Origin of the sequence: Rhodanobacter sp. DHB23 (genome assembly GCF_014842975.1) — a bacterium.
Classification (GTDB): domain Bacteria; phylum Pseudomonadota; class Gammaproteobacteria; order Xanthomonadales; family Rhodanobacteraceae; genus Rhodanobacter_A.
In genome coordinates, this window is record NZ_JACYXK010000025.1 from 260,170 (window position 1) to 284,249 (window position 24,080).

A 24,080-nucleotide genomic window follows, 5' to 3' on the forward strand; every position below is an offset into this window, starting at 1 on the left:
TAAACTTGTGCGTCCGGCTGCTGTCGATAGCGACGGCCCTTGACGCAGGAAACACCATGATGGACATGCCTGAAGCTTCGCCCCGCAGCCGGCTGCACCAGGCTTTCGTGCAACTGCGCGACGAACTGCAGGCCTGCATCATCGGCCAGCCGAGACTGGTCGACTGCCTGCTGGTGGCGCTGCTGGCCGACGGTCACCTGCTGGTGGAAGGGGCGCCCGGCCTGGCCAAGACCACCGCGGTGAAGGCCCTGGCCGCGCGCATCGAGGCGGATTTCCACCGCGTGCAGTTCACTCCCGATCTGCTGCCCGCCGACCTCACCGGTACCGACGTGTTCCGTCCGCAGAGCGGCAGCTTCGAGTTCGAGCAGGGGCCGTTGTTCCACAACATCGTGCTGGCCGACGAGATCAACCGCGCACCGGCCAAGGTGCAGTCGGCACTGCTGGAGGCGATGGCCGAGCGGCAGATCACCGTGGGGCGGGCCACCCGGCCGCTGCCCGGGTTGTTCATGGTGATGGCCACGCAGAATCCGATCGAGCAGGAGGGCACGTTCGCGCTGCCCGAAGCACAACTGGATCGCTTCCTGCTGCACGTCACCATCGGTTATCCCGACGCCACGGCCGAGCTGGCGATCCTGCGCCTCGCCCGCGAGCAGGCCAGCCGTCGCGCGCATCCGGTGGCCGCGCCCGCGTCGCTGTTGAACCAGTCCGACGTGTTTGCCGCACGCGATGCGGCGATGGCGGTGCACATGGCGCCGGCGCTGGAGGAATACCTTGCCCAGCTCGTGCTGGCCACGCGCGATGCCGGCCGCTACGGGCCGGAGCTGAAACGCTGGATCGCCTGGGGCGCCAGCCCGCGCGCCACCATCGCGCTGGATCGCTGCGCGCGGGCGCAGGCATGGCTGGCCGGCCGCGACTACGTGCTGCCGGAGGACGTGCACGCCATCGTGCACGAGGTGTTGCGCCACCGCGTGCTGCTGAGCTACGAGGCCGAAGCCGAAGGCGTGCGCAGCGACCAGGTGATCGCCCGGCTGCTGGACCTCGTGCCGCTGCCGTGAGCGCCGTTTTGTCGAATCGCGTCGATGGCGATGGCCGCACGTGCGTCTCGCTGGCCGAGCTGCTGGGATTGGGTGCACGCATCGGACGCGCGAAATTGCCGCCAACCGAAAGCCGCGCCGCGCGTGGCGGCCAGCATGCCAGCCGTCTCTACGGCCGCGGCATGGACTACGCCGAGTCGCGCGTCTATCAGGCGGGCGACGACGTGCGCCGGCTCGACTGGCGACTCACCGCGCGCAGCGGCAGGTTGCACACCAAGCTGTTCCAGGAGGAGCGCGAAGGGCGCCTGCTGGTCCTGCTCGATACCCATGCCAGCATGCGCTTCGGTACCCGTGCCCGCTTCAAGTCGGTGCAGGCCGCACGCGCCGCCGCCATCGCCGCCTGGCTGGTCGTGCGCGCGGGCGAGCGCGTCGGCATGATGGCGTTCGGCGAGCACGACCGCCTGCTGCGTCCGCAAGGCGCGGCGCGTGGCGCCCTCGCCGCCTGTGGCGCGCTGGCCGAATGGGACGCGTTGCCGCCGACGGGGCGTGCCGAACCGCTGTCCGCCGCCCTGCTGCGGGCGCGTCGCCTGCAGCACGGCGCCAGCCGCGTGCTGGTGCTCAGCGACGGTTTCAGTGCGGATGGCGAAGCGCGGCGGCACCTGCTCGAACTGAAGGCGCGCGCCGAGGTCGGCGTGCTCGTGGTGGCCGATGCGCTGGAGCGCGTGCCGCCACCGCCAGGTCGTTATCCCCTGGAACACGACGGCGAGCGCCGCGACGTGGTGCTGCTCGGCGAACGCCAGCGCCGCGAGTTCCAGCAGGCGCTGGGCAGCGGCCCGGCCCGGCTGGAGGCGCTGGCGCGCGGCACGGGCGTGCGTTGCCGCGTGGTCGACACGCGCGAGGATCCGCTCGCGGCCGTCGGCGAACTGCTGGGCCTGGCAGGGATGCGTCGATGACACTGCCGCCGCCCGATGGTCCGGTGCTGCGCGACATCCACCTGCCGCCCGCGCCATCGTGGTGGCCGCTGGCACCGGGCTGGTGGCTGCTGATGGCGCTGGCGTTGCTGGCGCTGGTCGCGGCTGCGTGGCTATGGCAGCGCGGCCGTCGTTCGCGCAGGCAGCGTGCCCTGCTGCTGGATGAACTGGAAAAGCTGGCCGTTCGCCATGCGCGGGCCGGTGACGATGCCGCGCTGGCGGCGGCGCTGCACCAGCTGCTGCGCCGGGTGGCGCGTCGCCATGATGCGGCCGCGACGAAGCAGCGCGGCGATGACTGGCGGCGGACACTGGCACGCGTGCCGGTGGCGGCATCGGTGCTGGATCGCCTGATGCAGCTGGAGCAGGCGATCTACCGGCCGCGGGCGGTGTTCGATGTGCCCGCCACGCTGGCTGCGGCGCGTCATTGGCTGCAGGCGGCCGCGAACCCGCGCGCCTGGCGGCCGCCCGCCATGGAGCAAGGCCATGTATGAGTTCGCGTGGCCCTGGCTGTTCCTGCTGCTGCCCTTGCCCTGGCTGCTGCGTCGCGCGTTGCCGCCGGTGCTGCCGGGACAGGCGTTGCATCTGCCGCATCCGGGCCTGCGACTCGCCGTGACGGGCGGTGGCGCGGTACGCAGCGTCACACCGTGGCTGCTGGCGCTGGCATGGCTGTGCCTGCTGGTGGCGGCCGCCCGCCCGCAATGGGTGGGGCCGCCGCAGGCGCAGCAGCGCAGCGGTCGCGCGCTGCTGCTGGCGGTGGACCTGTCCGGCAGCATGCGCACGCCCGACATGGAACTGGCCGGACAGCCGGTGAGCCGCTTCGGCGCCGTGAAGGCGATCGCCGGCAACTTCATCGACCGCCGCCGTGGCGACGAGATGGGGCTGATCCTGTTCGGCAGCCAGGCCTTCCTGGTGACGCCGCTCACCTACGACCTCGACGCAGTGCGTGCGCAGCTGCAGGGCGCCGAGGTGGGCCTGGCCGGCACCGAAACCGCCATCGGCGACGCCATCGCGATTGCGGTGAAGCGCCTGTCCGCGCTGCCCGAGCAGGCGCGCGTGCTGGTGCTGCTCACCGACGGCGTCAACAACGCCGGCAACATCACGCCCGCGGAAGCCGCGCGCGCCGCGAAGGCGGCGGGCGTGCGCATCTATACCGTGGGCATCGGTGCCGATCGCATGCGCGTACCGGGCTTCTTCGGCGCGCAGGTCATCAATCCGTCCGCCGATCTCGACGCGACGATGCTGACGAAGATCGCCGACGACACGGGCGGCCGCTTCTTCCGCGCCACGGACAGCGCCCAACTGGCCGATGCCTACCGCGCCATCGACGCGCTGGAGCCCATGCAGCAGCATGGCCCCAGCCTGCGTCCGCGCAAGGAATGGTTCATGTGGCCGTTGGTGGCGGCCCTGCTGCTGTGGCTGCTGGCGACCCTGCCGCGCTGGCGCACGGGCGAGGCGGCGGCATGAGCGCGGCACTGGCGCAGTTCCACTTCCTGCGGCCGTGGTGGCTGTGCGTGCTCGCCGTGTTGCCATGGCTGCTGTGGCAGGCCTCGCGGCGTTCGCGCGGATTGCAGGCCTTGTCGCGCCTGGTCGATGCGGAACTGCTGCCGTCGTTGCTGCATGGCCGGTCCACGCGGCAACGCCTGCCCGCGGGACTGCTGGCGCTGGCCTGGCTGCTGGCGGCGCTGGCCCTGGCCGGGCCGACGTGGAGCCGTGTCGCGCAGCCGCTGTACGCGCGCCGTGCGGTGCAGGTGGTGGCGATCTCGCTGTCGCAGCGCATGTCGTCGCACGACGTGGCGCCCAGCCGCATCGATCGCGCGCGCTACAAGGCGCACGACCTGCTGGCGGCCAACCAGGACGGCCTCAACGCCCTGATCGGCTACGCCGGCGAAGCGTTCACGGTGGCGCCGCTCACTTCCGACACGCACAGCCTGGACGCCCTGCTCGATGCGATGGCGCCCGATACCATGCCGGTGGACGGCGACAACGCGGCCGCGGCGATAGCGCGTGGCGTGGCCTTGATCCGTGGCGCGAAGGCGGATGGCGGTTCGCTGGTGCTGCTGAGCGACGCCGCCGATGAAGCGGCGCAGGCCGCCGCACGCAAGGCGCTGGCCGAAGGCGTGCGCGTCTCGGTGCTGGGCATCGGTACGCCGCAGGGCGCGCCGATAGCGTTGCCGGGTGGCGGCTTCCTGCACGACGCCGACGGCAACATGCAGTTGGCCGCGCGCGACGACGCGGCGCTGGCGGCGGTGGCCGCGGCGGGCGGCGGCCGTTACGTGCCGATGAGCACCGACGACGGCGACGTGGCTGCGCTCAAGGGCGAATTGCGCGCCAGTTCCACGTCGGGCGCAAGGGGCCAGTTCGGCGACGAATGGCAGGATCGCGGCCCGTGGCTGCTGCTGCTGTTGCTGCCGTTGGCGGCGTTGGCCTTCCGTCGTGGCTGGCTGCTGCTGTTGCCGCTGGTGCTGCTGCCGATGTTGCCCGGTACCGCGCACGCCGCAAGCTGGAGCGGGCTCTGGCGGAACCGGAACCAGCAGGCGGCCGCGGCGCTCGGGCAGGGCGATGCGAAGCAGGCCATGCGGTTGGCGGACGATCCCGCCTTGCGCGGCGCGGCGGCCTATCGCGCCGGCGATTACGCTGCCGCCGCGCAGGCGCTGCGCGGCGCGAAAGGCAGCGACGCGAGTTACAACCTCGGCAATGCGCTGGCCCGCGAAGGCAAGTACGAGGACGCCATCCATGCCTACGACCAAGCGTTGCAGCGCGATCCGGCGAACGCCGACGCCAGGGCGAACAGGCAGGCGATCGAGGACTGGCTGCGCAAGCAACAGAAGCCGCCGCAGAAGTCGTCTTCTTCGCAGCAAAAGCAACAACAGCAGCAGGGCGGCTCGTCTTCGGCGCAAGGCCAGGGCGGCAACGGGCAGGGCAAGGACACGCAGGGCAAGAGCGGGCAGGACAAGAGCGGCGAGGACCGGCAGGGCCAGGGCGACCAGGGCAAGGACGACGGGCAGTCCGGCAAAGCGGATGAGCAGGGCAAGGCGCCGCGGCAGCCGGACCCGCAGCACTCCCCGGACGATGCCGGTCAGTCGTCGCAGGGCCAGTCGCAGCAGGACAAGGCGAAGCAGGGCGAGCCTCCTTCGTCCGCCGGCGCGGATGCGCAGCCGGGCAAGCCGCCGCAGCCAACGCCTGCGCAGCAGGCCGCACAGCAGGCACAGGCCGAACAGGCACAGCAGGCACTGAAACAGCAACTCGACAGGCAACTGGGCGCGCCCGGCAAGCCCGCGGCCAACCCGTCGCCCGCGCATCAGCTGGGCATGGCGGGTGCCGACGATCCGCAGGCGAAACTGCCCGCCGACCTGCGCCAGGCCCTGCAGCGCGTGCCCGACGACCCGGGCGCGCTGCTGCGCCGCAAGTTCGAACTGGAATACCAGCGTCGCCACGGCGATGCGCCCGACGAGGATGGGCCGTGATGGATGTATCTGTGCGTTCGTCCATGATCGCGAGGATCAAACGGGCGGCCATCCATGGCCGCACTCTTCAAGGGTTCATTCTGCTGCTGTGTCTGCTGCTTCCGTTCGCCGCGCATGCCGCCGACGTGCAGGCCACGCTGGATCGCACCACCATGCAGCTGGGCGAGACGGTGACCCTGAACCTGCACATCAAGGACGGCACCGGCATGGCGATGCCCGACCTGGGCCCGCTCCAGCAGGACTTCGACATACTCGGCAGCTCGCAGAGCAGCGACCTCAGCATCGTCAACGGCCAGCGCAGCGCCGAGCTGGTGATCGGCGTGGTGCTGCGGCCGAGGCACGCGGGCACGCTGGTGGTGCCGTCGCTCGACGTGGGCGGGGCACGGACGGCGCCGTTGCAGCTGGTGGTCGGCCAGGCCGACCCGGCGTCGACCGCGACGGCGGACAAGAGTGTCTTCATGGAATCCGAGCTGGCACCGCAGCGCGCGTGGGTGGGGCAGCAGCTCAGCTACGTGGTGCGGCTGTACATCAGCGGCAACGTCACCAGCGGCACGCTGGATGCGCCGCAGGTCGATGGCGTGCAGCTCGACCAGGTCGGCGGCGACCTGCGCTACGACAAGGTGCGCGGCAACCGCGCATACCGCGTGATCGAGCGGCGCTATGCCGTGGTGCCGCAGCACGCGGGCACGCTCACGATCCCGTCCCTGGGTTTCCGTGGCGTGGCGCTGGATCCCAACGATCCCGACAGCTTCTTCGGGGCGGGCACGCAGGTCGGCGCCAGCGCTCCCGCGCAGACGGTGCAGGTGCAGGCCGCGCCGGCGGACTGGGGGTCGTCGGCGTGGTTGCCGGCGCGCGCGCTCAGCCTCTCGCTTTCGGGCTGGCCGGATTCCGGCACGCCGGTGCGCGTGGGCCAGCCGATCAACCTCACCATGATGCTCAGCGCCACCGGCCTGCCGGCCGAGGCGCTGCCGCCGCTCAGCCTGCCCGCGATGGCCGGCGCCACCGTGTATCCCGACCAGCCCAAGACGGCCACCGCGAACGACGACGCGTGGCTGCAGGGCAGCAGCGAGCGCAAGTTCGCGGTGATGCCGGAACGGCCCGGCACGCTGACCCTGCCGGCGACCACCCTGCGCTGGTTCGACGTGACGTCGGGGCAGGAGCAGACCGCCGAGATTCCCGCGCACAGCATCACCGTGCTGCCCGCGGCGGGTGCGGCGGCGGCCGCGTCGGTGGCGGCGCCGCCCGTCGCGCCGGCGGCGTCCGCCTCCGTCGCGGCAATGCCGGCCAGTGCGATGCTGCAGGGCGTGCCATGGCGCTGGGTCGCGCTGGCCAGCCTGCTGTTGTGGCTGGGCACGGTGCTGGCGTGGTGGCTCTGGCGGCGCCGCATGCCGCGCGGTGCCGTCACGGCGACCGCGAAGCATGCCTCTGGCGGCGATGCGCGCCAGCAACGGCAGGCTTTCCTCGCTGCGGCGCGTGGCGACGATGCGGCGGCGCAGTTGCGCAGCCTGCTGGCGTGGGCGCAGGCGGAGCGGCCGGCCATCCGCAACGCCGGCGAACTGGAGGCGGCGCTGGCGGATGCCGCGCAGCGGCAGGCCATCGACGAGTTGCAGCGCCGCCGCTATGGCAACGTCGCGCGGGCGGCGAATGTCGACCTGGCGGCCACCTTCGGCAACGGGTTCGCCTGGCGCGACGACGTCGGCGACCGGGACGACGGCTTGCCGCCGCTGTATCCCTTCAGGCTGGAGTGAGCGCGCGCTGGAACACCGCGCGCATCGGCTCGCTGTAGCAGCACAGGACGATGTCGAGCGCGGGATCGCGCGCCAGTTCCTCGCGCAGCGTGCCTATGGCCACCGCGGCCGCGAGTGGCGCGGGATAACCGAACACGCCGCAGCTGATCGCGGGGAAGGCGATGCGGCGCAGGCCGTGTTCGCGCGCGAGGCGCAGCGCATTGCGGTGGCAATCCGCCAGCAGCGCCGCTTCGGCGCGGTCGCCGCCATGCCATACCGGGCCCACGGTGTGGATCACCCAGCGCGCGGGCAGGTCGAAGCCGGGCGTGATGCGCGCTTCGCCGGTGGGGCAGCGCACGCCGGGTGCCACCTGTGCCAATGCGCGGCAGGCGGCGAGCAGGGCCGGGCCGGCGGCGCGATGGATGGCGCCATCGACGCCGCCACCGCCCAGCAGCGTCTCGTTCGCCGCGTTGACGATGGCGTCCGCGGCCAGCGTGGTGATGTCGGAGGCGACGACGGCGAGGGGCATGTGGCGACCGCGAACAGGTTCTATGCTTGGTCCAGTGCTGGCGAGGTTGCGACGATCATGGCGAAAACGGAAGAGCTTTCCTTCGGCTACCTGCTGAACGACGTGACCCTGTTGTTCCGCAAGCACTTCGACCGGCGCGCGGTGAAATACGGCCTGACGCGCGCGCAATGGCGCGCCACCAAGATGCTGTACCACCGCGAAGGCATGCGCCAGAACGAACTGGCCGAGGCGCTGGAGATGGAACCCATCGCGGTGGGCCGGGTGATCGACCGCCTGCAGGCGGCCGGCTTCGTGGAGCGCCGCCCCGATCCGCGCGACCGCCGCGCATGGCGGCTTTACGTCACTGCGCAGGCGCACGACGTGGTGGACGACATGGAGCAGGTGGCGCGCGAGTTGCGCCGCGAATCCACCACGGGCATCGAATACGACGAGCTGAAACGCGCGCTGGACGTGATCGAGCGGATCAAGGCGAACCTGCAGGCACTGGACGCGGCAGAGGCGCCCATGGTCCACGGGGAATAGGCGCTAGTCGCATCGGATACATTTGCCAAGTGCCGTGCGTCGTTGCAGTCGATGCGTCGACGTGCCCTGCGTTGCGCGATACTTTTGGACTCCACCGACCCTCCTGGTGCGTGATCCCGGGACGGTGATTTCCGTACGCATCAACGGGGAGCCCATGCCTCAGCGCAATTCCTGGAAGAAAATCGTGGCCTTGCTGGCCGCGGCGGGGCTGGTCGCGTTGATCGCGCATGCGTGGTCGGGCCACGACAAGGCCGGATCGAACAAGCCGAAGGCCGCGGAAGCGGTGCCGGTGAAGGTGGCGACGGCCGCGCGCGGCGACCTCGACCTCTCGCTCAAGGTGAACGGCTACGCCGAGGCGTATTCCACCGTGACCGTGCAGTCGCGCGTCAGCGGCCAGCTGGAGTCCATCGCGTTCGCGCTGGGCGGCCGCGTGCGCGCGGGCGAGGTGATCGCGCGCATCGATCCCAGCCTGCTGCAGGCGCAGCTGGACCAGGCGCGCGGCAACCTCGCCAAGGACCAGGCCCAACTGGTGAATGCCCAGCAGGTGCTGCGGCGCTATACGCCGATGCTGGCCAAGGGCTACGTGGCGCAGACCGACTACGACGGCTACAAGGCGAACGTGGGCATCTACGCGGCCTCGGTGAAGGCGGACCAGGCCGCGGTGGAAATGGCGCAGACGCAGCTCGGCTACGCGCAGATCAGCGCGCCGGTGGACAGCATCGCCGGCGCGCCGCTGGCCTATCCCGGTGCACAGGTGAGCGCCAACAGCACCAACCTCGTGGTGCTCAACCAGGTGCGGCCGATCCACGTGACGTTCTCGGTGCCGGAATCCGCGCTGGGCGACATCAGGGTGGCGGAGGCGCGCGGCCGGCTCGCGGTGGACGTGCGGGTGCCGGGCGCGGCGGCGCCGCTGCAGGCCACGCTGGATTTCGTCAACAACACGGTGGATACCGGCACCGGCACGATCCAGCTGAAGGCGAGCTACGCCAACGGCGACGACCGCCTCACCCCCGGCCAGTTCGTGCAGGTGAGCCTGCCCACCGCACGCCTGCACGACGTGGTGACGGTGCCGGTGACGGCGCTGCAGAACTCGCCGGACGGCAGCTTCGTGTTCGTGCTGGACGCGGATGGCAAGGCACGGCAGCAGATGGTCACCGCGGGCGCGGGCAACGGCGCGAGCATCGTGATCGAGAAGGGCCTGAGCGGCGGCGAACGGGTGGTCACCGACGGCCAGATGCTGTTGACGAACGGCACGAAGGTGCAGGTGGTGACACAGTGACGAAGGTTTCGGCGAGAGCGACCCCTCACCCCAACCCTCTCCCCGGCGGGGAGAGGGGGCGAACGGGCCGTGCGGGTTCGCCTGCCGGGCCGTGCGGTGATCCGATGCCGCGTCGCCTGCGGGGAGGGCGGATCCTTTGAATCTTCCCGCCCTGTGCATCCGCCGCCCGGTGATGACCGCGCTGCTGATGATCGCGCTGATCGTGTTCGGCGTGGCTGCGTATCCGCAATTGCCGGTGAACGAACTGCCGAACGTGGACTTCCCCACCATCTCGGTGAGCGCGAGCCTGCCCGGCGCCTCGCCGGAGACGATGGCGACGGCGGTGGCCACGCCGCTGGAGAACCAGTTCTCGACCATCGCCGGCATCAGCCAGATGACCTCGACCAGCGCGCTGGGCGCGACCTCGATCACGCTGAGCTTCGACCTCAGCCGCAACATCGACGGCGCCGCGCAGGACGTGCAGGCGGCGATCTCGGCGGCGATGCGCCAGCTGCCCACCAACATGCCCACGCCGCCCACCTTCCGCAAGGTGAACCCGGCGGACAAGGCCATCCTCTACCTCACGCTCAGCTCCGACACGCTGCCGCTGTCCACCGTCGACGAATACGCCGAGACGCAGCTGGCGCAGGAGTTGTCGATGATCGAGGGCGTGGCGCAGGTGGGCGTGTTCGGCTCGCAGAAGTACGCCGTGCGCATCAGCGTCGACCCCGCCAGGCTCGCCGCCAACGGCGTCGGCATCGACGTGCTGGAACAGGCCATCGCCAACGCCAACGTCAACCTCGCCACCGGCTCGCTCAACGGCACGCGCCAGCTGCTGCAGGTGAGTTCGGACGGCCAGTTGCAGCGGGCCGCGCCGTACAACGACATCATCGTGGCCTGGCGCAACGGCGCGCCGGTCATGCTGTCGCAGCTCGGCAAGGCCGAGGACAGCGTGCAGAACGACCAGGTGGCGAGCTGGTACAATGGCAAGCGCGCGATCGTGCTGGCGATCGACCGCCAGCCCGGCTCCAACACCGTGGCCACCATCGACCGCATCCGCGCGGTGCTGCCGCAGTTCCTCGCCACGCTGCCGCCGTCGATCAAGCTGGACACGCTGTACGACCGCTCTGTTTCGATCCGCGCCTCGGTGGACGACGTGCAGTACACCCTGCTGCTGGCCGGCGTGCTGGTGGTGCTGGTGATCTACCTGTTCCTCGGCAACGCCTCGGCCACGCTGATCCCCGCGCTGGCGTTGCCGGTGTCGATCATCGGCACCTTCGGCGTGATGTACGCGCTGGGCTACAGCCTGGACAACCTCTCGCTGCTGGCGCTGACCCTGGTGGTCGGCTTCGTGGTGGACGACGCCATCGTGATGCTGGAGAACATCGTGCGCCACATCGAGACGGGCATGGACCCGTACGAGGCGGCGATGGTCGGCGCCGGCGAGATCGGCTTCACCATCTTCTCGATGACGCTGTCGCTGGTGGCGGTGTTCCTGCCGGTGATGTTCATGGGCGGCATCGTGGGCCGCCTGTTCCACGAGTTCGCGGTGACGCTGAGCGTGGCGATCCTGATCTCCGGCTTCGTCTCCATCACGCTCACGCCGATGCTGTGCAGCCGCTTCGTGAAGCATGCCGAACACGAGAAGAAGTCGCGCGTGGTGCTGTGGTTCGACCGCGGCTTCGACGCGGTGCGGCGCGGCTACGTGCGCACGCTGGACTGGTCGGTGGCGCATCCGCGCAGCGTCCTCGGCGTGTTCTTCGCCAGCCTCGTCGCCACCGCGGTGCTGTTCGCGGTGGTGGACAAGGACTTCATCCCGGCCGACGACACCGGCCAGCTGCAGGTCAACACGGAAGGCCCGGACGACATCTCCATCGTCGGCATGAGCCAGCGCCAGCAACTGCTGGCGGAGATCGTGGCGAAGGATCCGAACGTCGAAAGCTACATGTCGTCGGTGGGCTCGGGCGGTTCGCGCACCACCACCAACAACGGCTCGATCTTCATGCGGCTCAAGCCCGCAGACGAACGCGCGCTGACGCCCGAGCAGATCATCCAGGAACTGCGGCCGAAGCTGGCCAGGGTGCCGGGCATCCGCGCCTACATCCAGAACCCGCCACAGATCCAGGTGGGCGGCCGCGCGTCCAAGGCGGAATACCAGTACACCCTGCAGTCCACCGACCTCGATGCGCTGTACGCCGAGTCGGGCAAGGTGCTCAATGCCTTCGCCAGGCTGCACGGCTTCCAGGACGTCACCAGTGACCTCGACCTCAACGGCCCGGCGATCGACGTCAAGGTGGACCGCGCCAAGCTGGCGCCGCTGGGCCTCACCATGTCGCAGGTGCAGAACGCACTGGGCACCGCGTTCGGCGAGGGCCAGGTCTCCACCATCTACGGTACGGCCACTCAGTACTGGGTGATCCTGCAGGTGGACTACGCGCAGCAGAACGACCCGGCGGTGCTGTCGCAGCTCTACGTCACCGCCAGCAACGGCACGCTGGTGCCGCTCAGCACGGTGGCCAGCTTCACGCGCACCGCGCAGCCGCTCACCGTGAACCACCAAGGCGAGCTGCCGGCGGTGACCATCTCGTTCAACCTCGCGCCGGGCGTGAGCCTCAGCCAGGCGGTGGCGGAGATCGACGGCGCGATGCGCCAGCTGCGCCTGCCCGCGTCGATCACCGGCAGCGTGCAGGGCACCGCGCAGGCCTTCCAGGATTCGATGCAGGGCATGGGCCTGCTGCTGGCGCTGGCGCTGTTCGTGATCTACCTGGTGCTGGGCATCCTGTACGAGAGCTTCATCCACCCGCTGACCATCCTCTCCGGCCTGCCCGCGGCGGGCGTGGGCGCGCTGCTCACGCTGATGCTCTTCCATGCGCCGCTGGACCTGTTCTCCTTCGTCGGCATCGTGATGCTGATCGGCATCGTGAAGAAGAACGCGATCATGCTGATCGACTTCGCGCTTGAGCGCCAGCGCACGGAAGGCATGTCGCCCGCCGAGGCCATCCTCGAGGCCTGCCACGTGCGCTTCCGCCCGATCATGATGACCACCATGGCCGCCTTCGCCGGCACCCTGCCGATCGCGCTGGGCATGGGCGCCGGCGCGGCCTCGCGCCGTCCGCTGGGCCTGGCCGTGGTCGGCGGCCTGCTGGTGTCGCAGGTGCTCACCCTGTACCTGACACCGGTGATCTACCTGTACATGGACCGGCTGCAGCGGCGTTTCGGCGGCAAGCGCAAGCCGGCCGCCGCGGCGCTGCCGGAGGGCCATGGCTGAGAGCCTGCCCGTTGGACGGGCTCCGGGGCGGCTTGCGTCATAATCCGGGCGACGACCATGGGCCTTGGGCATGACCGGACGGATCCCCGCTTGAACGAGCATGCTGTGCCGCCCCTCTTCGCGGTGGTGCCCGGCGGACTGTTCGGGCCGCTGGCCAGCGCCAACCGCGAACGCTATTGGGCCTTGCTGTACCGGTTGTTCGAGGAACTGTTCGGACCGGATGCGCCGCTGCCGCCCAGCATCGGTTTCCCGCGCCGCGAGATCACCGCGGCGGTCGAGCGCTACCTGCTCACCGACGATCCGTGGGAAAGCGAGGAAGGCGACGTGCCCGGTGCCTCGCTGCTGGAACGCGCCAATGCCATCTACGAGCGTTTCCGCGCGGCGGGCTGGCTGCGGCAGGAGCGCGTGGGCGCGCGCGAGATGGTCACGATGCTGCCCGTGGTGGCGCAGTTCCTGTCCGCGCTGGTGGAGTTCGCCGAGCACGGCCCGACCTTCGTCTCCGCCAAGGTGCGTTCGATCGAGCTGCAGTTGCGCCAGGTGGTGGAGGGCAAGGCCGCGGGCGACGCGCTGGACGAGGCCGCCGACCAGGCGCGCCGCCTGCTGGTGTCGCTGTCCTCGATGAGCCTCAAGGTACGCGACCTGATGCCCGAGCTGTCGCGCGCGGAAACCACCGCGCAGTTCGCGCGGCAATGGTTCGAGCGCTACGTGTCGAGCTTCTTCGTGGGCGACTACGCCGACCTGCACAAGGCCGACCACCCGCTGGCGCGGCGCGGCGCGATCCTCGCGATGGCGCAGCAGGTGGAAGGCACGGCGCTGCACGACAGCCTGCTCGGCTGGTACCGCGAACACCTCACTGGCGGCGACGCCGCGCGCGCCGTGGAGCGCCTGCAACGCAGCCTGCGCCGCCTGCGCGAACTGGAGCGCATCGACGAATACCTGGGCCGCCTCGACGAGGACATCCGCCAGGCCAACCGCCGCGCGCTGGCCTTCCTCGACTACCGGCTGCGCGCGCCGGCGAAGCTCGACGTGCTGCTCAGGCGGGCGGTCCGCGGCGCGCTGGACGCACCGGAGGACGCCTTGCGCCTGCCGGTGGCGCCGGGCGCGCTGATGGACGATGCGCAGCTGCGGCCGCCGCGCCGCAAGCCGCAGCCGATCCCGCGCAGCGCCAACGCCGTCGAGCATCCCACGCCCGAGCAGCTCGCCCGGCTCAGCCTGCTGCGGCGGATGAAGCGCGCGCGGCTGGTCGACGCCGAGGACATGGTGCGCTACGTGGCGCGCCACCTGCCGCATGCCGGCAGCGTCGAGTCCGCGGGGCTGGCCATCGCCTCCATCGAGGACCTGCGCGCCTACCAGACCCTGCTCACGCTGGCGCTGCGCAGCCACCGCATCGGCGGCCTGCGCCGCGACGATCCGCTCGGCCGCCTTGCGCGCGGCTTCCGCGTCGAGCTGCTGGACGCCGGCGAGCGCGACGACAACGGCTACCTGCGCGCACCGCGCTTCGTCATCCACCGCCTGAAGAACATCGCTTGAAGGGCCGCGCATGAAACGCAGCTGGAACCAGTTGAGCCAGCAATCCAACGGTATCCACGTGGTGGCCGATTTCGAGCGCGCCGCCTACCGGCTGGTGACGGAGCAGGTGCTCTACGCCAGCGACCGCACGGCGCGCACGGCCTATCATCTGGTGGAAGACCACTTCGACGACTACGTGGCCGCGCTGGCGCCGCTGGGCATCCGGCTCGAACGCAACGCGCACTACCGCTACGTGGTCGCCATGCCCGCGCACGGCGAAGGCACGCCGGTGACGCTGGAGGAAACCCTGCTGCTGCTGGTGCTGCGCCAGCGCTACGACGAGGCCGCGCGGCAGGGACAGATCGAGGAGCAGGGCGAGGTGGTGGTGGAACTGCCCGAGCTGCAGGAGGCCTACCAGGCGCTGGCCGGCCGCGCGATGCCCGACGTCGGCGCGTTGCGCACGCTGGCACGCACGCTCAGGCGCTGGGGCGTGTGCCGGCTGGTGGAATCCGAGGGCGACGACCCGCAGCCCTTCCACCTGCGCGCGCGTCCGGCCATCGTGGAGATCGCCGGCGAGCAATGGCTGCAGCGGCTGGACCAGCACAACCGCGGCGACGCGGAGGCCGACGACGCCACGGAGGACGACGATGCAACTGCTTGAGCGCGTGCACCTGGTGCAGTTCTTCCTGTTCGAGGCGCAGACGCTGGAACTCGACGCCACCAGCGCCATCATCGCGCCGAACGGCGCGGGCAAGAGCGCGCTGCTCGACGCCCTGCAGGTGGTGCTGCTGGGCGGCGACCGTTCGCGCATCCGTTTCAACGCACAGGCCGGCGGCAGCGCCCGCGCGCGCAGCATCCGCGACTACTGCCTGGGCGTGTACCGCAGCGGCGAGGAAGGCCGCAAGCGCCGCACCGCCACCACCTATATCACCCTGGTGTTCCGCGACCAGGACAGCGGCGTGCAGCTCAGCGCCGGCATCGCGCTGGGCGCTTCCGCCGACGAGCCCGAGCACCGCGTCTACGGCCAGTACATCGTGCCCGGCGTGGCGCTGGAACTGGCCGACCATCTCGAGGCGAACGGCCGCCTGCCGCTGGAATGGGCCACGTTCAAGGAACTGGCCGTGCGCCGCTGCCGCGAGGCCGGCGGCAAGCCCGAGCTGCATTCCAGCAGCGAGCGCTTCGTCAAGGACCTGCTGTTCCGCCTGCGCGCCGCGCCCGGCGCACATCCCGACGTCAACGCCTACCGCAAGGCGTTCCAGAACGCGCTGAACCTGCAGCGCGTGGAAGACGTCGATCTGTTCGTGCGCACGCTGGTGGCCGAGGACAGGCCCACCGACATCGCGCGCTTCCGCGCCCTGCTGGAGACCTTCCGCCAGCTCAAGGAGAAGATCGCGCAGGTGGTGGCGCGCATCGCCGCCGCGGAAACGGTGGATGCGCAATACGAGCGGATCGCGCAGCAGGCGACGCGCGCGGCCAGCCATCGCGCGCTGGGCGCCGAGTACGCGCGCGACCTGCTCGCCGAACAGGTGGAGCAGGCGGAACTGGCCTGCGAGGCCGCCGCCGACAAACTGGCGGCCACGCGTCGCGCGCTGGAGGAGGCCGGCTACGAACAGCAGGCCGCCGAGGACGCCCACGCGCAGGCCAATGCCCGCCTGCAAGGCAGCCAGGGCTACGGCGAGCAGGCGCAGATCGACGAACTGGCCGGGCGCGACCGCGCTGAACTGGCGCGGTTGAAGAAGGAGCTCACGCGCGACGTTGCCTTCGTGCGCGAGCAATGGCAGGCGCTGGGCAAGCTCGGCCTGCCCGCCGTGGATGTGCACGCGTTGGCCGGCGCGCAGGCCCGTTGGGATGCGTGGTACGACGTGCTGGCGGAATTGTCCGACGAAGCCGCGCTGCCGTGGCCGGCGGAAACCGTGCATGGCGAGGCGCGGCAGGCGCTGGCCGCCGCGCGGCCCCTGATCGACGCGCTGGACGGCCACGCCCGCGCGCTGCACGCGCGCTTCGACGAGGCGCAGGGAAAACTCGCCGCCGCGCGGCAGAACCAGAAGCGCCTCGCCGCCGGCCAGGCCGAGTTGAATGCCGACGTGGTGCGCCTGATGGGCTACCTGCGCGACGAGGGCATCGATGCGAAGCCGGTATGCGACCTGGTGCGGGTGGACGATGCCGCGTGGCAGCCGGTGATCGAGGCCTACCTGCGCAGCAACGTGGAAGCGCTGCTGATCCCCGCCGCCGACGAGGAGCGCGCGGTGAAGCTGTACCGCGCGCTGGCCGGCGGCCGCAGCGTCTACGGCGTCAAGCTTGCGCTTTCCAGCCATGCGCGCCAGGGCGGCGGCGATGCGAAACCGGGCAGCGTGGCCGCCCTGCTTGGCGGCGACAACACCGATGCGCTGGCCTTCCTGCGCCGCCAGCTGGGCGAGTTGCGCTGCGTGGACAGTGAGGCGGAACTCGTCGCCAGCCGGCAAGGCCTCACCCGCGACGGCCTGCTCGCCAAGGGCGGCAGCATCGAGCGCCTGCGACTGCCCGCCACCGGCGAACTGAAGATCGGCGCCACCGACAACCGCGCGCGCCTGCGCGTGCTGCGCGAGGAGATCGACGCCGCCGAGCACGCGGTGCGCGAACTGGAGCCCGGGCTGCGCCGCGCCGAAGCCTGCCAGCGCGGCCTCGCGCGGCTGGCCGATCCCGACGAGGCCGCGCAGGCGCTGCGCGACCGCGTGCTGGAGCACCGGCAGGTCGAGCAGCGCTATCGAGCGGCGCTGGAAAGCCGCGACGCCGCGGCCGATCCCGATCTGCTGCGCCTTGCCGAGCAGGTGCGCGAGTTGCACGACCGCCTCGTCGCATGCCGCACGTTGCGCGACGGGTTGCTTGGCAAGGTGGCGGTGGACGAAAGCAACGAGAAGAATGCGCAGCGCCTGCTGGAGGGGTTGCAAGCGCAGGAAGACCTGGTGGCCCGACGTGCCGTGGAGGCGTTCCGGCACCCCGACGTCGATCCCAACCGCGTCGAGCGCCTGCGCGAGGAACTGGACGCGAAATGCCCCGCGCTGGAAGAGCGCAGCCGGCGCTGCGAGGAACGCGCGCAGGACAGCGACAAACAACTCGGCAACCTGCTGCCCGAGGCGTGGAGCCAGCTGGCGCAATACGCCAAGGATCACGCCCTCGCGCTCGAATTCGACACGGTGGACTGGCGCGCCGCGCGCACCCTGCTGGCGAAGGAGCTGGCCCACCTGCGCGACAGCGAACTGGCCAACTACCAGGGCGAGGCCGACCGCGCCTACGCCACGGCCACGGAAACCTTCCGCAGCAACGTGGCCAGCACGCTGCACGACAACTTCGACCGCCTCAGGACGCAGATCAACACGCTCAACCGCACGCTGCGCGCCAGCCCGGCGTTCTCCAACAACGAGCGCTACCAGTTCCACCACGAGGTGGCGCCCGAGTACCGCGAGCTGTACCGCTTCATCCAGCGCGTGGTGGAAGTGGGCGGCGAGGACAACCTGTTCGACAGCGCGGGCGAGGTGCCGGCCGCTTTCCGCGAGCTGATCGAGGACAACGCGGCGCAGCGCGGCGCCGCCTCGCCGCTGGACGACTACCGCCGCTTCTTCCGCTTCGAGGTGCAGATCCGCCATGACGACAAGGTGATCGGCTCGCTCAGCGAGCGCATGCGTTCCGGCTCCGGCGGTGAGCACCGCGCGCCGCTCTACGTGATCGCTGGCGCCGCGCTGGCCGCCGCCTACGGCAAGAGCGAGGCGCACCCCGGCGGCATCGGCCTGATCCTGCTCGACGAGTTCGGCGACAAGATCGACGCGCAGAACGCGCGCGCCACCGTGGACTACCTGCGTTCGCTGGGCCTGCAGCTGGTGCTGGCCGCGCCGGACACCGCGCAGGGCACGCTGTCCGGCGTGCTGGACAGCTACATCGAGCTGTTCCGCGACGGCGACCTGCTGCAGGCCCTGCGCATGGAAGTGCAGCCGGCCGCGCGCGAACTCTTGCTCAGCGACCAGTTCGACCTGCATCCCGAACTGCTGGCCGAGGAAACCGCGCGCATCGCCGGCGAACAGGCGACGACGTGAGCCACGCGCGGCCCGTGCTCGAACGCCTGCTGCGCCGCGCCGAAAGCGCGCGCCGGCGCGGCACGGACGAACGCGTGTCGCTGCCCATGCGCGGCGTGGACGAGTACACCGGCAGCCTCGCGTCGCTGCCCGAACTGGAAGCCTTCCATGCCGAGATCGCGCTGGCCGAGCGCGCCGGCGCCATCGCCGCGCAACGCGACGTGCATCGGGGCGACGGCGCGCGGCTGCTGCGCCTCACGGTGACCGATCCGTCCGCGTTGGCGCGTCACCTGGGCGTGACGCTGCTGGATGAACGTGTGGCGGAAGCGGCGCAGCGGCTGGCGCCCTGGTGCGCCCGCTTCCCGGTGCTGGACGAAGCCGTCGCCGCCTGGCGGCAAGGCCGCAGGCTGCGCGGCCACGGTCCCGAAGCCGCCGCCGAGCTCGCGGATGCCGCGCGTGCGGTGGCGGCGCGTGCGGACGATGCGGGCCACGAGCGCATCCTGCGCCGCGAAAGCGTGCGCCTGTTCGGCGACAGCAAGCGCCTGGAAAGACTCACGCCGTGGCTGGAGCTGCTGGTCACCGGCGAACTGGCCGCCAGCGGCCTCGCGAAGGAGGACGTGTGGTCGGCGATCGGCCTGCGCCGCGAACCGCAACCCCTGCTGCTGGCCGGGCGCGGTATGGTGACGCTGGCCGATGCCAGCCTGCCTCTGGTGCGTCCTTACCTTGGCGTGCCCGTCGAGTCGTTGCATGCGGTGGCCACCACGGCGCGCTGCCTGCTCAGCATCGAGAACCTCGCCAGCTTCCACGATGCGGCACAGGCGAACCCCGCCGGCGACGCGCTGCTGCTCTACACCGGCGGCATGCCATCCCCCGCGTGGCGCGCGGCCTATGCGCGCGTGTTGCGCGCATTGCCGCCACGCTTGCCGGTCTTCCACTGGGGCGACATCGACGAGGGCGGCTTCCGCATCGCCGCCACGCTGGCCGGCGTCGCGCGCGAATCCGGATACAGGTTGCGGCCCTGGCGGATGTCGCCATCCGAGCTGCCGTCCGCGGCGGTGGGCGCTGCGGAAATCCCCGAGCCCGGCTTGCTCGCCGGCATGCTGCGCTGGGCGGAGCGCGCCGGATGGCCGGACGTGGCCGCGGCGCTGGCCCGGCAGCCGATCCGCCTCGAACAGGAGCGGCTCGATCCCGTCATGCCCGGTCCGGATTCATCCGGCATCGGATGAGTGCGGCAGCTCCAGCCGCTCGTTGAAGTCGAAAGCCAGCTGCTGCGGGATGCGTTCCGTGCGCCGCCGCCGCCACGGCCCGAGTTGCGGCGATGTGTCGACCGGTTCGCGCCGCCACGGGATGGGCAGTTGGCAGGTGGCCAGCCATTTCGCCCTGGCGCAGCAACGGTAGGCATGGGAAACGGAAACCAGCAGCCGGGCGGCGACCGTGCACATGCGCCGGTCGTGCCGGCGCAGCAGCATCACCCACGCCAGTGCCAACGAGAGCGGCAGGCGGTCTTCGTCCTGCGGTTCCGTCGCCGCGGCCTGCTCCAGCAGCGTGGACAAGGGGTTGCGCCCTTCGTCGCTGACCAGGCGCCTGGCCAGCGGGTGAGGACCGTCGTCGCCGTCGAAGCCGTGATCCAGCCGCGCGGTGGCGCGGAACCAGCGGCCGGGATGGAACAGCCGGCGGTACAGGCGATGGATCGTCTGCTGCTGGAACACCGGATCGAGGAAATCGGGCGGCTGGCCCTGGGCGGCGGCCAGTTCATGCGCTTCCAGCCACGCCTGCTGGCAGACATCCGCGTAGCTGTGCTCGCCACGCGTGGCCCTGGCGAGCCGCACCAGCGGCGTCTTGCATTGCGCGAGGAAGTGCGTGAACCCGTCCATCGACGCCCCGCGGGACAGCCTCGTTGGAGGCATGTTCTAGCGCAGGACCTGCGACAGCCGGATGACGGCGCGATGTCGCCGCGATGTCGTCGCGATCGACGGTCAGCCGGCCGCGCCCGCCTGCAGTTCGGCGATGGTGCGGCTGGCCTGGGCGAGGCCGTTGGCCTGCGCGTGGGCATCGTCGGCGATCTGCCGGATCAGCTGGCCGACCTGGATCGACGAGCCGGTGATGCCCTGCATCGCCTGGCCGGCGCGCTCGGCATGGCTGGCGCAACTGGCCACGGCATCGGTGGTGCTTTGCACCAGGGACTGGATGTCCTTGGCGGATTCCGCGCTGCGTTGCGCCAGCGCGCGCACCTCCTGCGCCACCACCGCGAAGCCCTTGCCCAGTTCGCCGGCATGCGCGGCCTCTACCGCGGCATTGAGCGAAAGGATGTTGGTCTGGAAGGCGATCGAGTTCATCACCGAGATGATTTCGGTCATGTCCCTGGAATGCTGGTTGATGTCGGCGATGTCGGTGACCAGCTGCGCCACCAGCGCGCTGCCGGCGTTGGCACTCTCGTTGGCCGCGGTGGCCAGCTTGTTGGCGGCCTGCGCCTCGCCCGCGATCGCGGGCACGGTGGCGTTGAGTTCCTCGACCGAACGGTGCAACGCCTGCGCGGCCAGCGTCTGGCGGGTCACGTCGGTGGCGAGCTTGACCACCCTGTGCGGCTGGCCCGAGGCGTCGAGAATGGGGTTGTAGCTGGCCTGCAACCACACCGGCGCGCCGTCGCGGCGCACGCGCTGAAACAGGCCGGCGTTGTACTCGCCCTGGTGCAGGCGTGCCCAGAATTCGCGGTAGGCCGCGCTTTCGCGCTCCTTGCGGTCGACGAACATGCGGTGGTGCTGGCCGACCACTTCGTCGCGCCGGTAGCCCATCACGGCGAGGAAGTTGTCGTTGACCTCCTGCACGACGCCGTCGAGGTCGAAGGTGATAACCGCCTGCGCGCGGTCGATGGCGGCGAGCCGGCCGGCCATGTCCGCCGCCGCGAGGCGCTGGGCGGTGACGTCGGTGGCATGCTTGACCACGCGGCGCACCCGGCCGAGCGGGTCGCGGATCGGGCTGTAGCTGCCCTGGATCCATACCTCGCGCCCGTTGGCGTCGATGCGGCGGTAGACCCCGCTGTCGTGCTGGCCGTTGCCCAGTCGTTGCCAGAATTCGCGATAGGCGTCGCCCTCGCTTTCGTCGGACGGCACGAACATGCGGTGGTGCTGGCCGACGACCTGTTCGCGGCTGTATCCGAAGCAGCGGAGGAAGTTGTCGTTGGCCTCGAGGATGGTGCCGTCCGGCGCGAACTCGATCACCGCCTGTTCGCGGTCGACGGCCGCAATGCGGCCGAGCAGTTCATGGCGCTCGCGCTGGTCGCGCCACAGTTGCCGCAGGCCGCGCAGGCGGTCGAACAGCGAATACAAGGTAGTTGCCACGCGATCCCCCTGATGCGCAGATTGTCCCTATCCCCGTGCTAACGGCGGCGGGCCGGCGGACTTGAGCCTCGCTGGCCGTTCCTCCATGGCATTCCGGTGCCGGGCCGGCCATGCACCGGGCGTCAGAACAGCCACTGCGCGGCCTGCTGGCGCTGGTCCCCGTCCAGGCGCGGGTTCGGCGGCATGGGGCCGTAACCCAGAAGGTAGTCGATGGCGCGATGGCCCTTGGTGTCGGCCTGGCACGGGTCGGCGCCAGCGTCCAGCAAGGCCTTGATCAGGTCCAGCGAGCCGTTGGCGGCGGCGTACATCAGGGCGGTGCGGGCGTCGTTGCCGAGTTCCGGGTTGAGGCCGTCCTGGTTGCCCCAGGTCGTCGCGTCGACCGCGGCGCGGTGTTCCAGCAGCAGCTTCGCGACGCCAGCCTGGTCGAACTGCGCGGCTTCCATCAGCGCCGTCTTGCCGATGGGGTTGCGCTCGTTGATGTCGGGCTCGTGCTGCATGACCAGCGGGAACGCAGCGGGATCGGCCACCGCGACCAGCAGCAGCGGGTCGAGTCCAGCGTATCTGGAGCAATCGGAGATCTCCTGGGCATACGCTGCGCCATTGCCCAGCAATTGCCTGATTTCGTCTGGTGGCGCGCGTTCCAGCAATCTTCTCCAAAGCGACACGGTGGGAACGTCTCCGCCGCAGTTGCCGCCGAACGTTGCGAGGAACAGCGCCGCCTTCGCAGCCTGTTCGCTGTCGGCGCGGTTGAGCTGCATGTGCTTGCGGTAATACGCGGCCAGCTGGTCATGTGCTGCAAGGTAGAGCTTGCGCAGGTGCTGGCTGACGACGTAGTTGTTGAGGCTGGTGTAGCCCCAGACTTGGTACGGGTAATCGAAACTCTGGGATCGGTCGGGGAATGACTGCATGAGGGCTCGCGGGTCGATCCTCATGGATGTGTTGACGGCATTTTGCTGGGCTTCGAATCCGTACACCATCGTCCCTTGGAATGTGTCGATGAAGTTTCCGTCAGCTTGGGTGGAAGCTGCTTCAAAGGTGGCCACGGCTTCGGCAGGGAAGCCCATGCGCTCGTAATCGCGATCGCTGCAGCCCGAGCGCGGCATGAAGTTGTCGCGGTTGCTGCCGTAGTACGCCTGGGTCGCGGCGATGAGCGCGGGGTGCGCGCTCAGGAACGGGCAGGGGATGTCGTAGTCCGAGCTGTTCGTTATGCCGGTTTCGGAAGCCAGCCGGATGATGTTCAACAGCGAATCGTCGCTGCCGTCGTAAGGTGTGGGAGGGAAGTCGTCGACCTTGCCCGGCGCAGCCATCGCCTTCTGGTACAGGTCGGCTTGCAGGGCCCGGATGGCCGCGTCGCGCGCAGGCGTGGGTGGCTCGAAGCTGTGCAGGAACAGCGCGTAGTCGAGTTCGCCCTGCGCGTCCACGTGGGAGTAGTGCTCGAGGATGGGAGCGGCCTGCTGCGGGTGCGTGTCCATCTCGCCGAGCGCGGCGTCACGGCTGTCGGGCGGTGACGGGGCGGGCGCGCCGGGGGTGGCGACGGCCCGATTCGTGGAAGTCGGTGGAGTGACGTGCGGTTCCAACTGCCCGGGATGGAGCGCGAGCGCCTCGTCTTTCGCGTAATCGACCGGGCCATCGACCGGGCAGTCGAGCACGGGGCCGCCCAGCGACTTGAGCGTATCGGCTGCCGCGACGAATTGCGGCACGCGCCCGAGCACCGTGCGGCAGGGCAGGCGTACCCATGTGCCGTCCAATGGAGAAGGTCCCCCCCGCATTCCATCGGCGTTGCGGTCGAATGGATTGCCAAGCGTGTCGAACAGGCTGCCGTCCACATCGCGTAGCGCGGCGTAAAGACGGATCAGCGGTGACTGGCTTTGTATGGCCGAGGCGAAGCTCTTGTGGAAGCCTGCGTCTTTTGTCTTCCAGTCGTAAGCCTTTTGCCCGGGGAATGCCGGGTGAAATTCGTCGGCGGCTTGCTCGGCTTTCGCGATCGCCGCATCCATGCCCTTGAAATCGCCGTGCAGGAAATCGGCGTAGGCATCGACGATCTGCGAGCGGACATCGGGCACGGTACCTTTTGGCGCGGGCCAGATCGGTTGGCCCGCCGAGACGCGGTCGAGGTTGGACTGGATGACGACCATCAGGCCGCGGGGATCGCCGGCGTTCTTCCACTCGTCGGCATCGACGACGACGTTCGGCTTGGTTCCGGACGTGCATTCCGACTGTCCGGCAGCGCAGGCCGTGCTTGCCGGCGGCATGCCGGCGCTGGCGGCGAAGCACGGCGCGCACAGCGCAAGCATGGCGAGCCAGCATGCGTGCGCGATACGGCGCTGGGCGCCGGATGATGTGGTGCTGGCCGCTTCCTGCATGGTCGGAGCCTGATGCGCGAGGTGAAGCGGATGCTGGCAGATTCCACGGCG

General features: G+C 70.4%; 17 protein-coding genes. 13 read left to right on the forward strand and 4 right to left on the reverse strand.

Going from position 1 to position 24,080, the window contains the following annotated elements:
* The first annotated feature begins 59 nt into the window (after window positions 1–59).
* From IHE47_RS08220 to IHE47_RS08245, 6 genes are read left to right on the forward strand one after another with little or no spacing between them, the layout of a single operon-like run.
* Entirely contained in the window at window positions 60–1,055 is a 996-nt protein-coding gene (locus IHE47_RS08220) for a MoxR family ATPase (RefSeq protein WP_192105460.1), read from the forward strand.
* Window positions 1,052–1,987: a DUF58 domain-containing protein gene (locus IHE47_RS08225; protein WP_192105404.1), complete on the forward strand. Its 936-nt coding sequence runs from the start codon at window positions 1,052–1,054 to the stop codon at window positions 1,985–1,987. Before IHE47_RS08220 ends, IHE47_RS08225 begins: the two co-directional genes overlap by 4 nt.
* Window positions 1,984–2,496, forward strand: a complete 513-nt coding sequence (locus IHE47_RS08230) for a DUF4381 family protein (protein ID WP_192105405.1) — start codon at window positions 1,984–1,986, stop codon at window positions 2,494–2,496. The genes IHE47_RS08225 and IHE47_RS08230 overlap by 4 nt, the downstream gene beginning before the upstream one ends.
* Window positions 2,489–3,469: a VWA domain-containing protein gene (locus IHE47_RS08235; protein ID WP_192105406.1), complete on the forward strand. Its 981-nt coding sequence runs from the start codon at window positions 2,489–2,491 to the stop codon at window positions 3,467–3,469. Before IHE47_RS08230 ends, IHE47_RS08235 begins: the two co-directional genes overlap by 8 nt.
* Window positions 3,466–5,469, forward strand: coding sequence for a tetratricopeptide repeat protein (locus IHE47_RS08240; RefSeq protein WP_192105407.1), 2,004 nt, complete (start codon window positions 3,466–3,468; stop codon window positions 5,467–5,469). The genes IHE47_RS08235 and IHE47_RS08240 overlap by 4 nt, the downstream gene beginning before the upstream one ends.
* Before the next feature lie 23 nt (window positions 5,470–5,492).
* On the forward strand, window positions 5,493–7,217 hold the full coding sequence (locus tag IHE47_RS08245) for a BatD family protein (protein ID WP_192105408.1): 1,725 nt from the start codon (window positions 5,493–5,495) through the stop codon (window positions 7,215–7,217).
* Here IHE47_RS08245 and IHE47_RS08250 read toward each other — a convergent pair.
* Window positions 7,204–7,725, reverse strand: a complete 522-nt coding sequence (locus IHE47_RS08250) for an O-acetyl-ADP-ribose deacetylase (protein WP_192105409.1) — start codon at window positions 7,723–7,725, stop codon at window positions 7,204–7,206. The genes IHE47_RS08245 and IHE47_RS08250 overlap by 14 nt on opposite strands.
* Window positions 7,726–7,782: 57 nt before the next feature.
* Between IHE47_RS08250 and IHE47_RS08255 the strand changes: the two genes are divergently transcribed.
* The 7 genes from IHE47_RS08255 (at window position 7,783) to IHE47_RS17970 (ending at window position 19,554) form a co-directional block, all read left to right on the forward strand.
* Window positions 7,783–8,247, forward strand: a complete 465-nt coding sequence (locus IHE47_RS08255; protein ID WP_192105410.1) for a MarR family winged helix-turn-helix transcriptional regulator — start codon at window positions 7,783–7,785, stop codon at window positions 8,245–8,247.
* Window positions 8,248–8,401: 154 nt separating this feature from the next.
* Window positions 8,402–9,526: an efflux RND transporter periplasmic adaptor subunit gene (locus IHE47_RS08260; protein WP_192105411.1), complete on the forward strand. Its 1,125-nt coding sequence runs from the start codon at window positions 8,402–8,404 to the stop codon at window positions 9,524–9,526.
* A gap of 136 nt (window positions 9,527–9,662) precedes the next feature.
* Entirely contained in the window at window positions 9,663–12,773 is a 3,111-nt protein-coding gene (locus tag IHE47_RS08265) for an efflux RND transporter permease subunit (RefSeq protein WP_192105412.1), read from the forward strand.
* A 90-nt stretch (window positions 12,774–12,863) separates the two neighbouring features.
* Window positions 12,864–14,303, forward strand: coding sequence for a Wadjet anti-phage system protein JetA family protein (locus tag IHE47_RS08270; RefSeq protein ID WP_192105413.1), 1,440 nt, complete (start codon window positions 12,864–12,866; stop codon window positions 14,301–14,303).
* Window positions 14,304–14,313: 10 nt separating this feature from the next.
* Window positions 14,314–14,943, forward strand: a complete 630-nt coding sequence (locus tag IHE47_RS08275; RefSeq protein ID WP_192105414.1) for a DUF4194 domain-containing protein — start codon at window positions 14,314–14,316, stop codon at window positions 14,941–14,943.
* The gene (locus tag IHE47_RS08280; protein ID WP_192105415.1) at window positions 14,930–18,349 is read left to right on the forward strand and encodes an SbcC/MukB-like Walker B domain-containing protein; all 3,420 of its coding nucleotides are present in this window, start codon (window positions 14,930–14,932) and stop codon (window positions 18,347–18,349) included. The genes IHE47_RS08275 and IHE47_RS08280 overlap by 14 nt, the downstream gene beginning before the upstream one ends.
* A complete protein-coding gene (locus IHE47_RS17970) occupies window positions 18,346–19,554 on the forward strand; it encodes a Wadjet anti-phage system protein JetD domain-containing protein (protein ID WP_192105416.1) in 1,209 nt (402 codons plus the stop codon). The genes IHE47_RS08280 and IHE47_RS17970 overlap by 4 nt, the downstream gene beginning before the upstream one ends.
* Here IHE47_RS17970 and IHE47_RS08290 read toward each other — a convergent pair.
* The 3 genes from IHE47_RS08290 to IHE47_RS08300 form a co-directional block, all read right to left on the reverse strand.
* Window positions 19,537–20,202: a hypothetical protein gene (locus IHE47_RS08290; RefSeq protein WP_192105417.1), complete on the reverse strand. Its 666-nt coding sequence runs from the start codon at window positions 20,200–20,202 to the stop codon at window positions 19,537–19,539. The genes IHE47_RS17970 and IHE47_RS08290 overlap by 18 nt on opposite strands.
* Window positions 20,203–20,304: 102 nt before the next feature.
* Complete coding sequence (locus IHE47_RS08295) at window positions 20,305–21,666, reverse strand: PAS domain-containing methyl-accepting chemotaxis protein (RefSeq protein ID WP_192105418.1); 1,362 nt, start codon at window positions 21,664–21,666, stop codon at window positions 20,305–20,307.
* Between the two features lie 122 nt (window positions 21,667–21,788).
* Window positions 21,789–24,029 carry an ankyrin repeat domain-containing protein gene (locus IHE47_RS08300; protein WP_192105419.1) on the reverse strand — a complete coding sequence of 747 codons (2,241 nt, stop codon included), beginning with the start codon at window positions 24,027–24,029 and terminating at the stop codon, window positions 21,789–21,791.
* Window positions 24,030–24,080 lie beyond the last annotated feature (51 nt).

Bases quoted from the DNA above. Each gene is read 5' to 3' on its own strand.
- IHE47_RS08300 (WP_192105419.1), bottom strand. From the start codon at position 24,029: ATGCAGGAAGCGGCCAGCACCACATCATCCGGCGCCCAGCGCCGTATC.
- IHE47_RS08220 (WP_192105460.1), top strand. From the start codon at position 60: ATGGACATGCCTGAAGCTTCGCCCCGCAGCCGGCTGCACCAGGCTTTC.
- IHE47_RS08235 (WP_192105406.1), top strand. From the start codon at position 2,489: ATGTATGAGTTCGCGTGGCCCTGGCTGTTCCTGCTGCTGCCCTTGCCC.
- IHE47_RS08245 (WP_192105408.1), top strand. From the start codon at position 5,493: ATGATCGCGAGGATCAAACGGGCGGCCATCCATGGCCGCACTCTTCAA.
- IHE47_RS08255 (WP_192105410.1), top strand. From the start codon at position 7,783: ATGGCGAAAACGGAAGAGCTTTCCTTCGGCTACCTGCTGAACGACGTG.
- IHE47_RS08230 (WP_192105405.1), top strand. From the start codon at position 1,984: ATGACACTGCCGCCGCCCGATGGTCCGGTGCTGCGCGACATCCACCTG.
- IHE47_RS08280 (WP_192105415.1), top strand. From the start codon at position 14,930: ATGCAACTGCTTGAGCGCGTGCACCTGGTGCAGTTCTTCCTGTTCGAG.
- IHE47_RS08250 (WP_192105409.1), bottom strand. From the start codon at position 7,725: ATGCCCCTCGCCGTCGTCGCCTCCGACATCACCACGCTGGCCGCGGAC.
- IHE47_RS08290 (WP_192105417.1), bottom strand. From the start codon at position 20,202: ATGGACGGGTTCACGCACTTCCTCGCGCAATGCAAGACGCCGCTGGTG.
- IHE47_RS08260 (WP_192105411.1), top strand. From the start codon at position 8,402: ATGCCTCAGCGCAATTCCTGGAAGAAAATCGTGGCCTTGCTGGCCGCG.
- IHE47_RS08240 (WP_192105407.1), top strand. From the start codon at position 3,466: ATGAGCGCGGCACTGGCGCAGTTCCACTTCCTGCGGCCGTGGTGGCTG.
- IHE47_RS08275 (WP_192105414.1), top strand. From the start codon at position 14,314: ATGAAACGCAGCTGGAACCAGTTGAGCCAGCAATCCAACGGTATCCAC.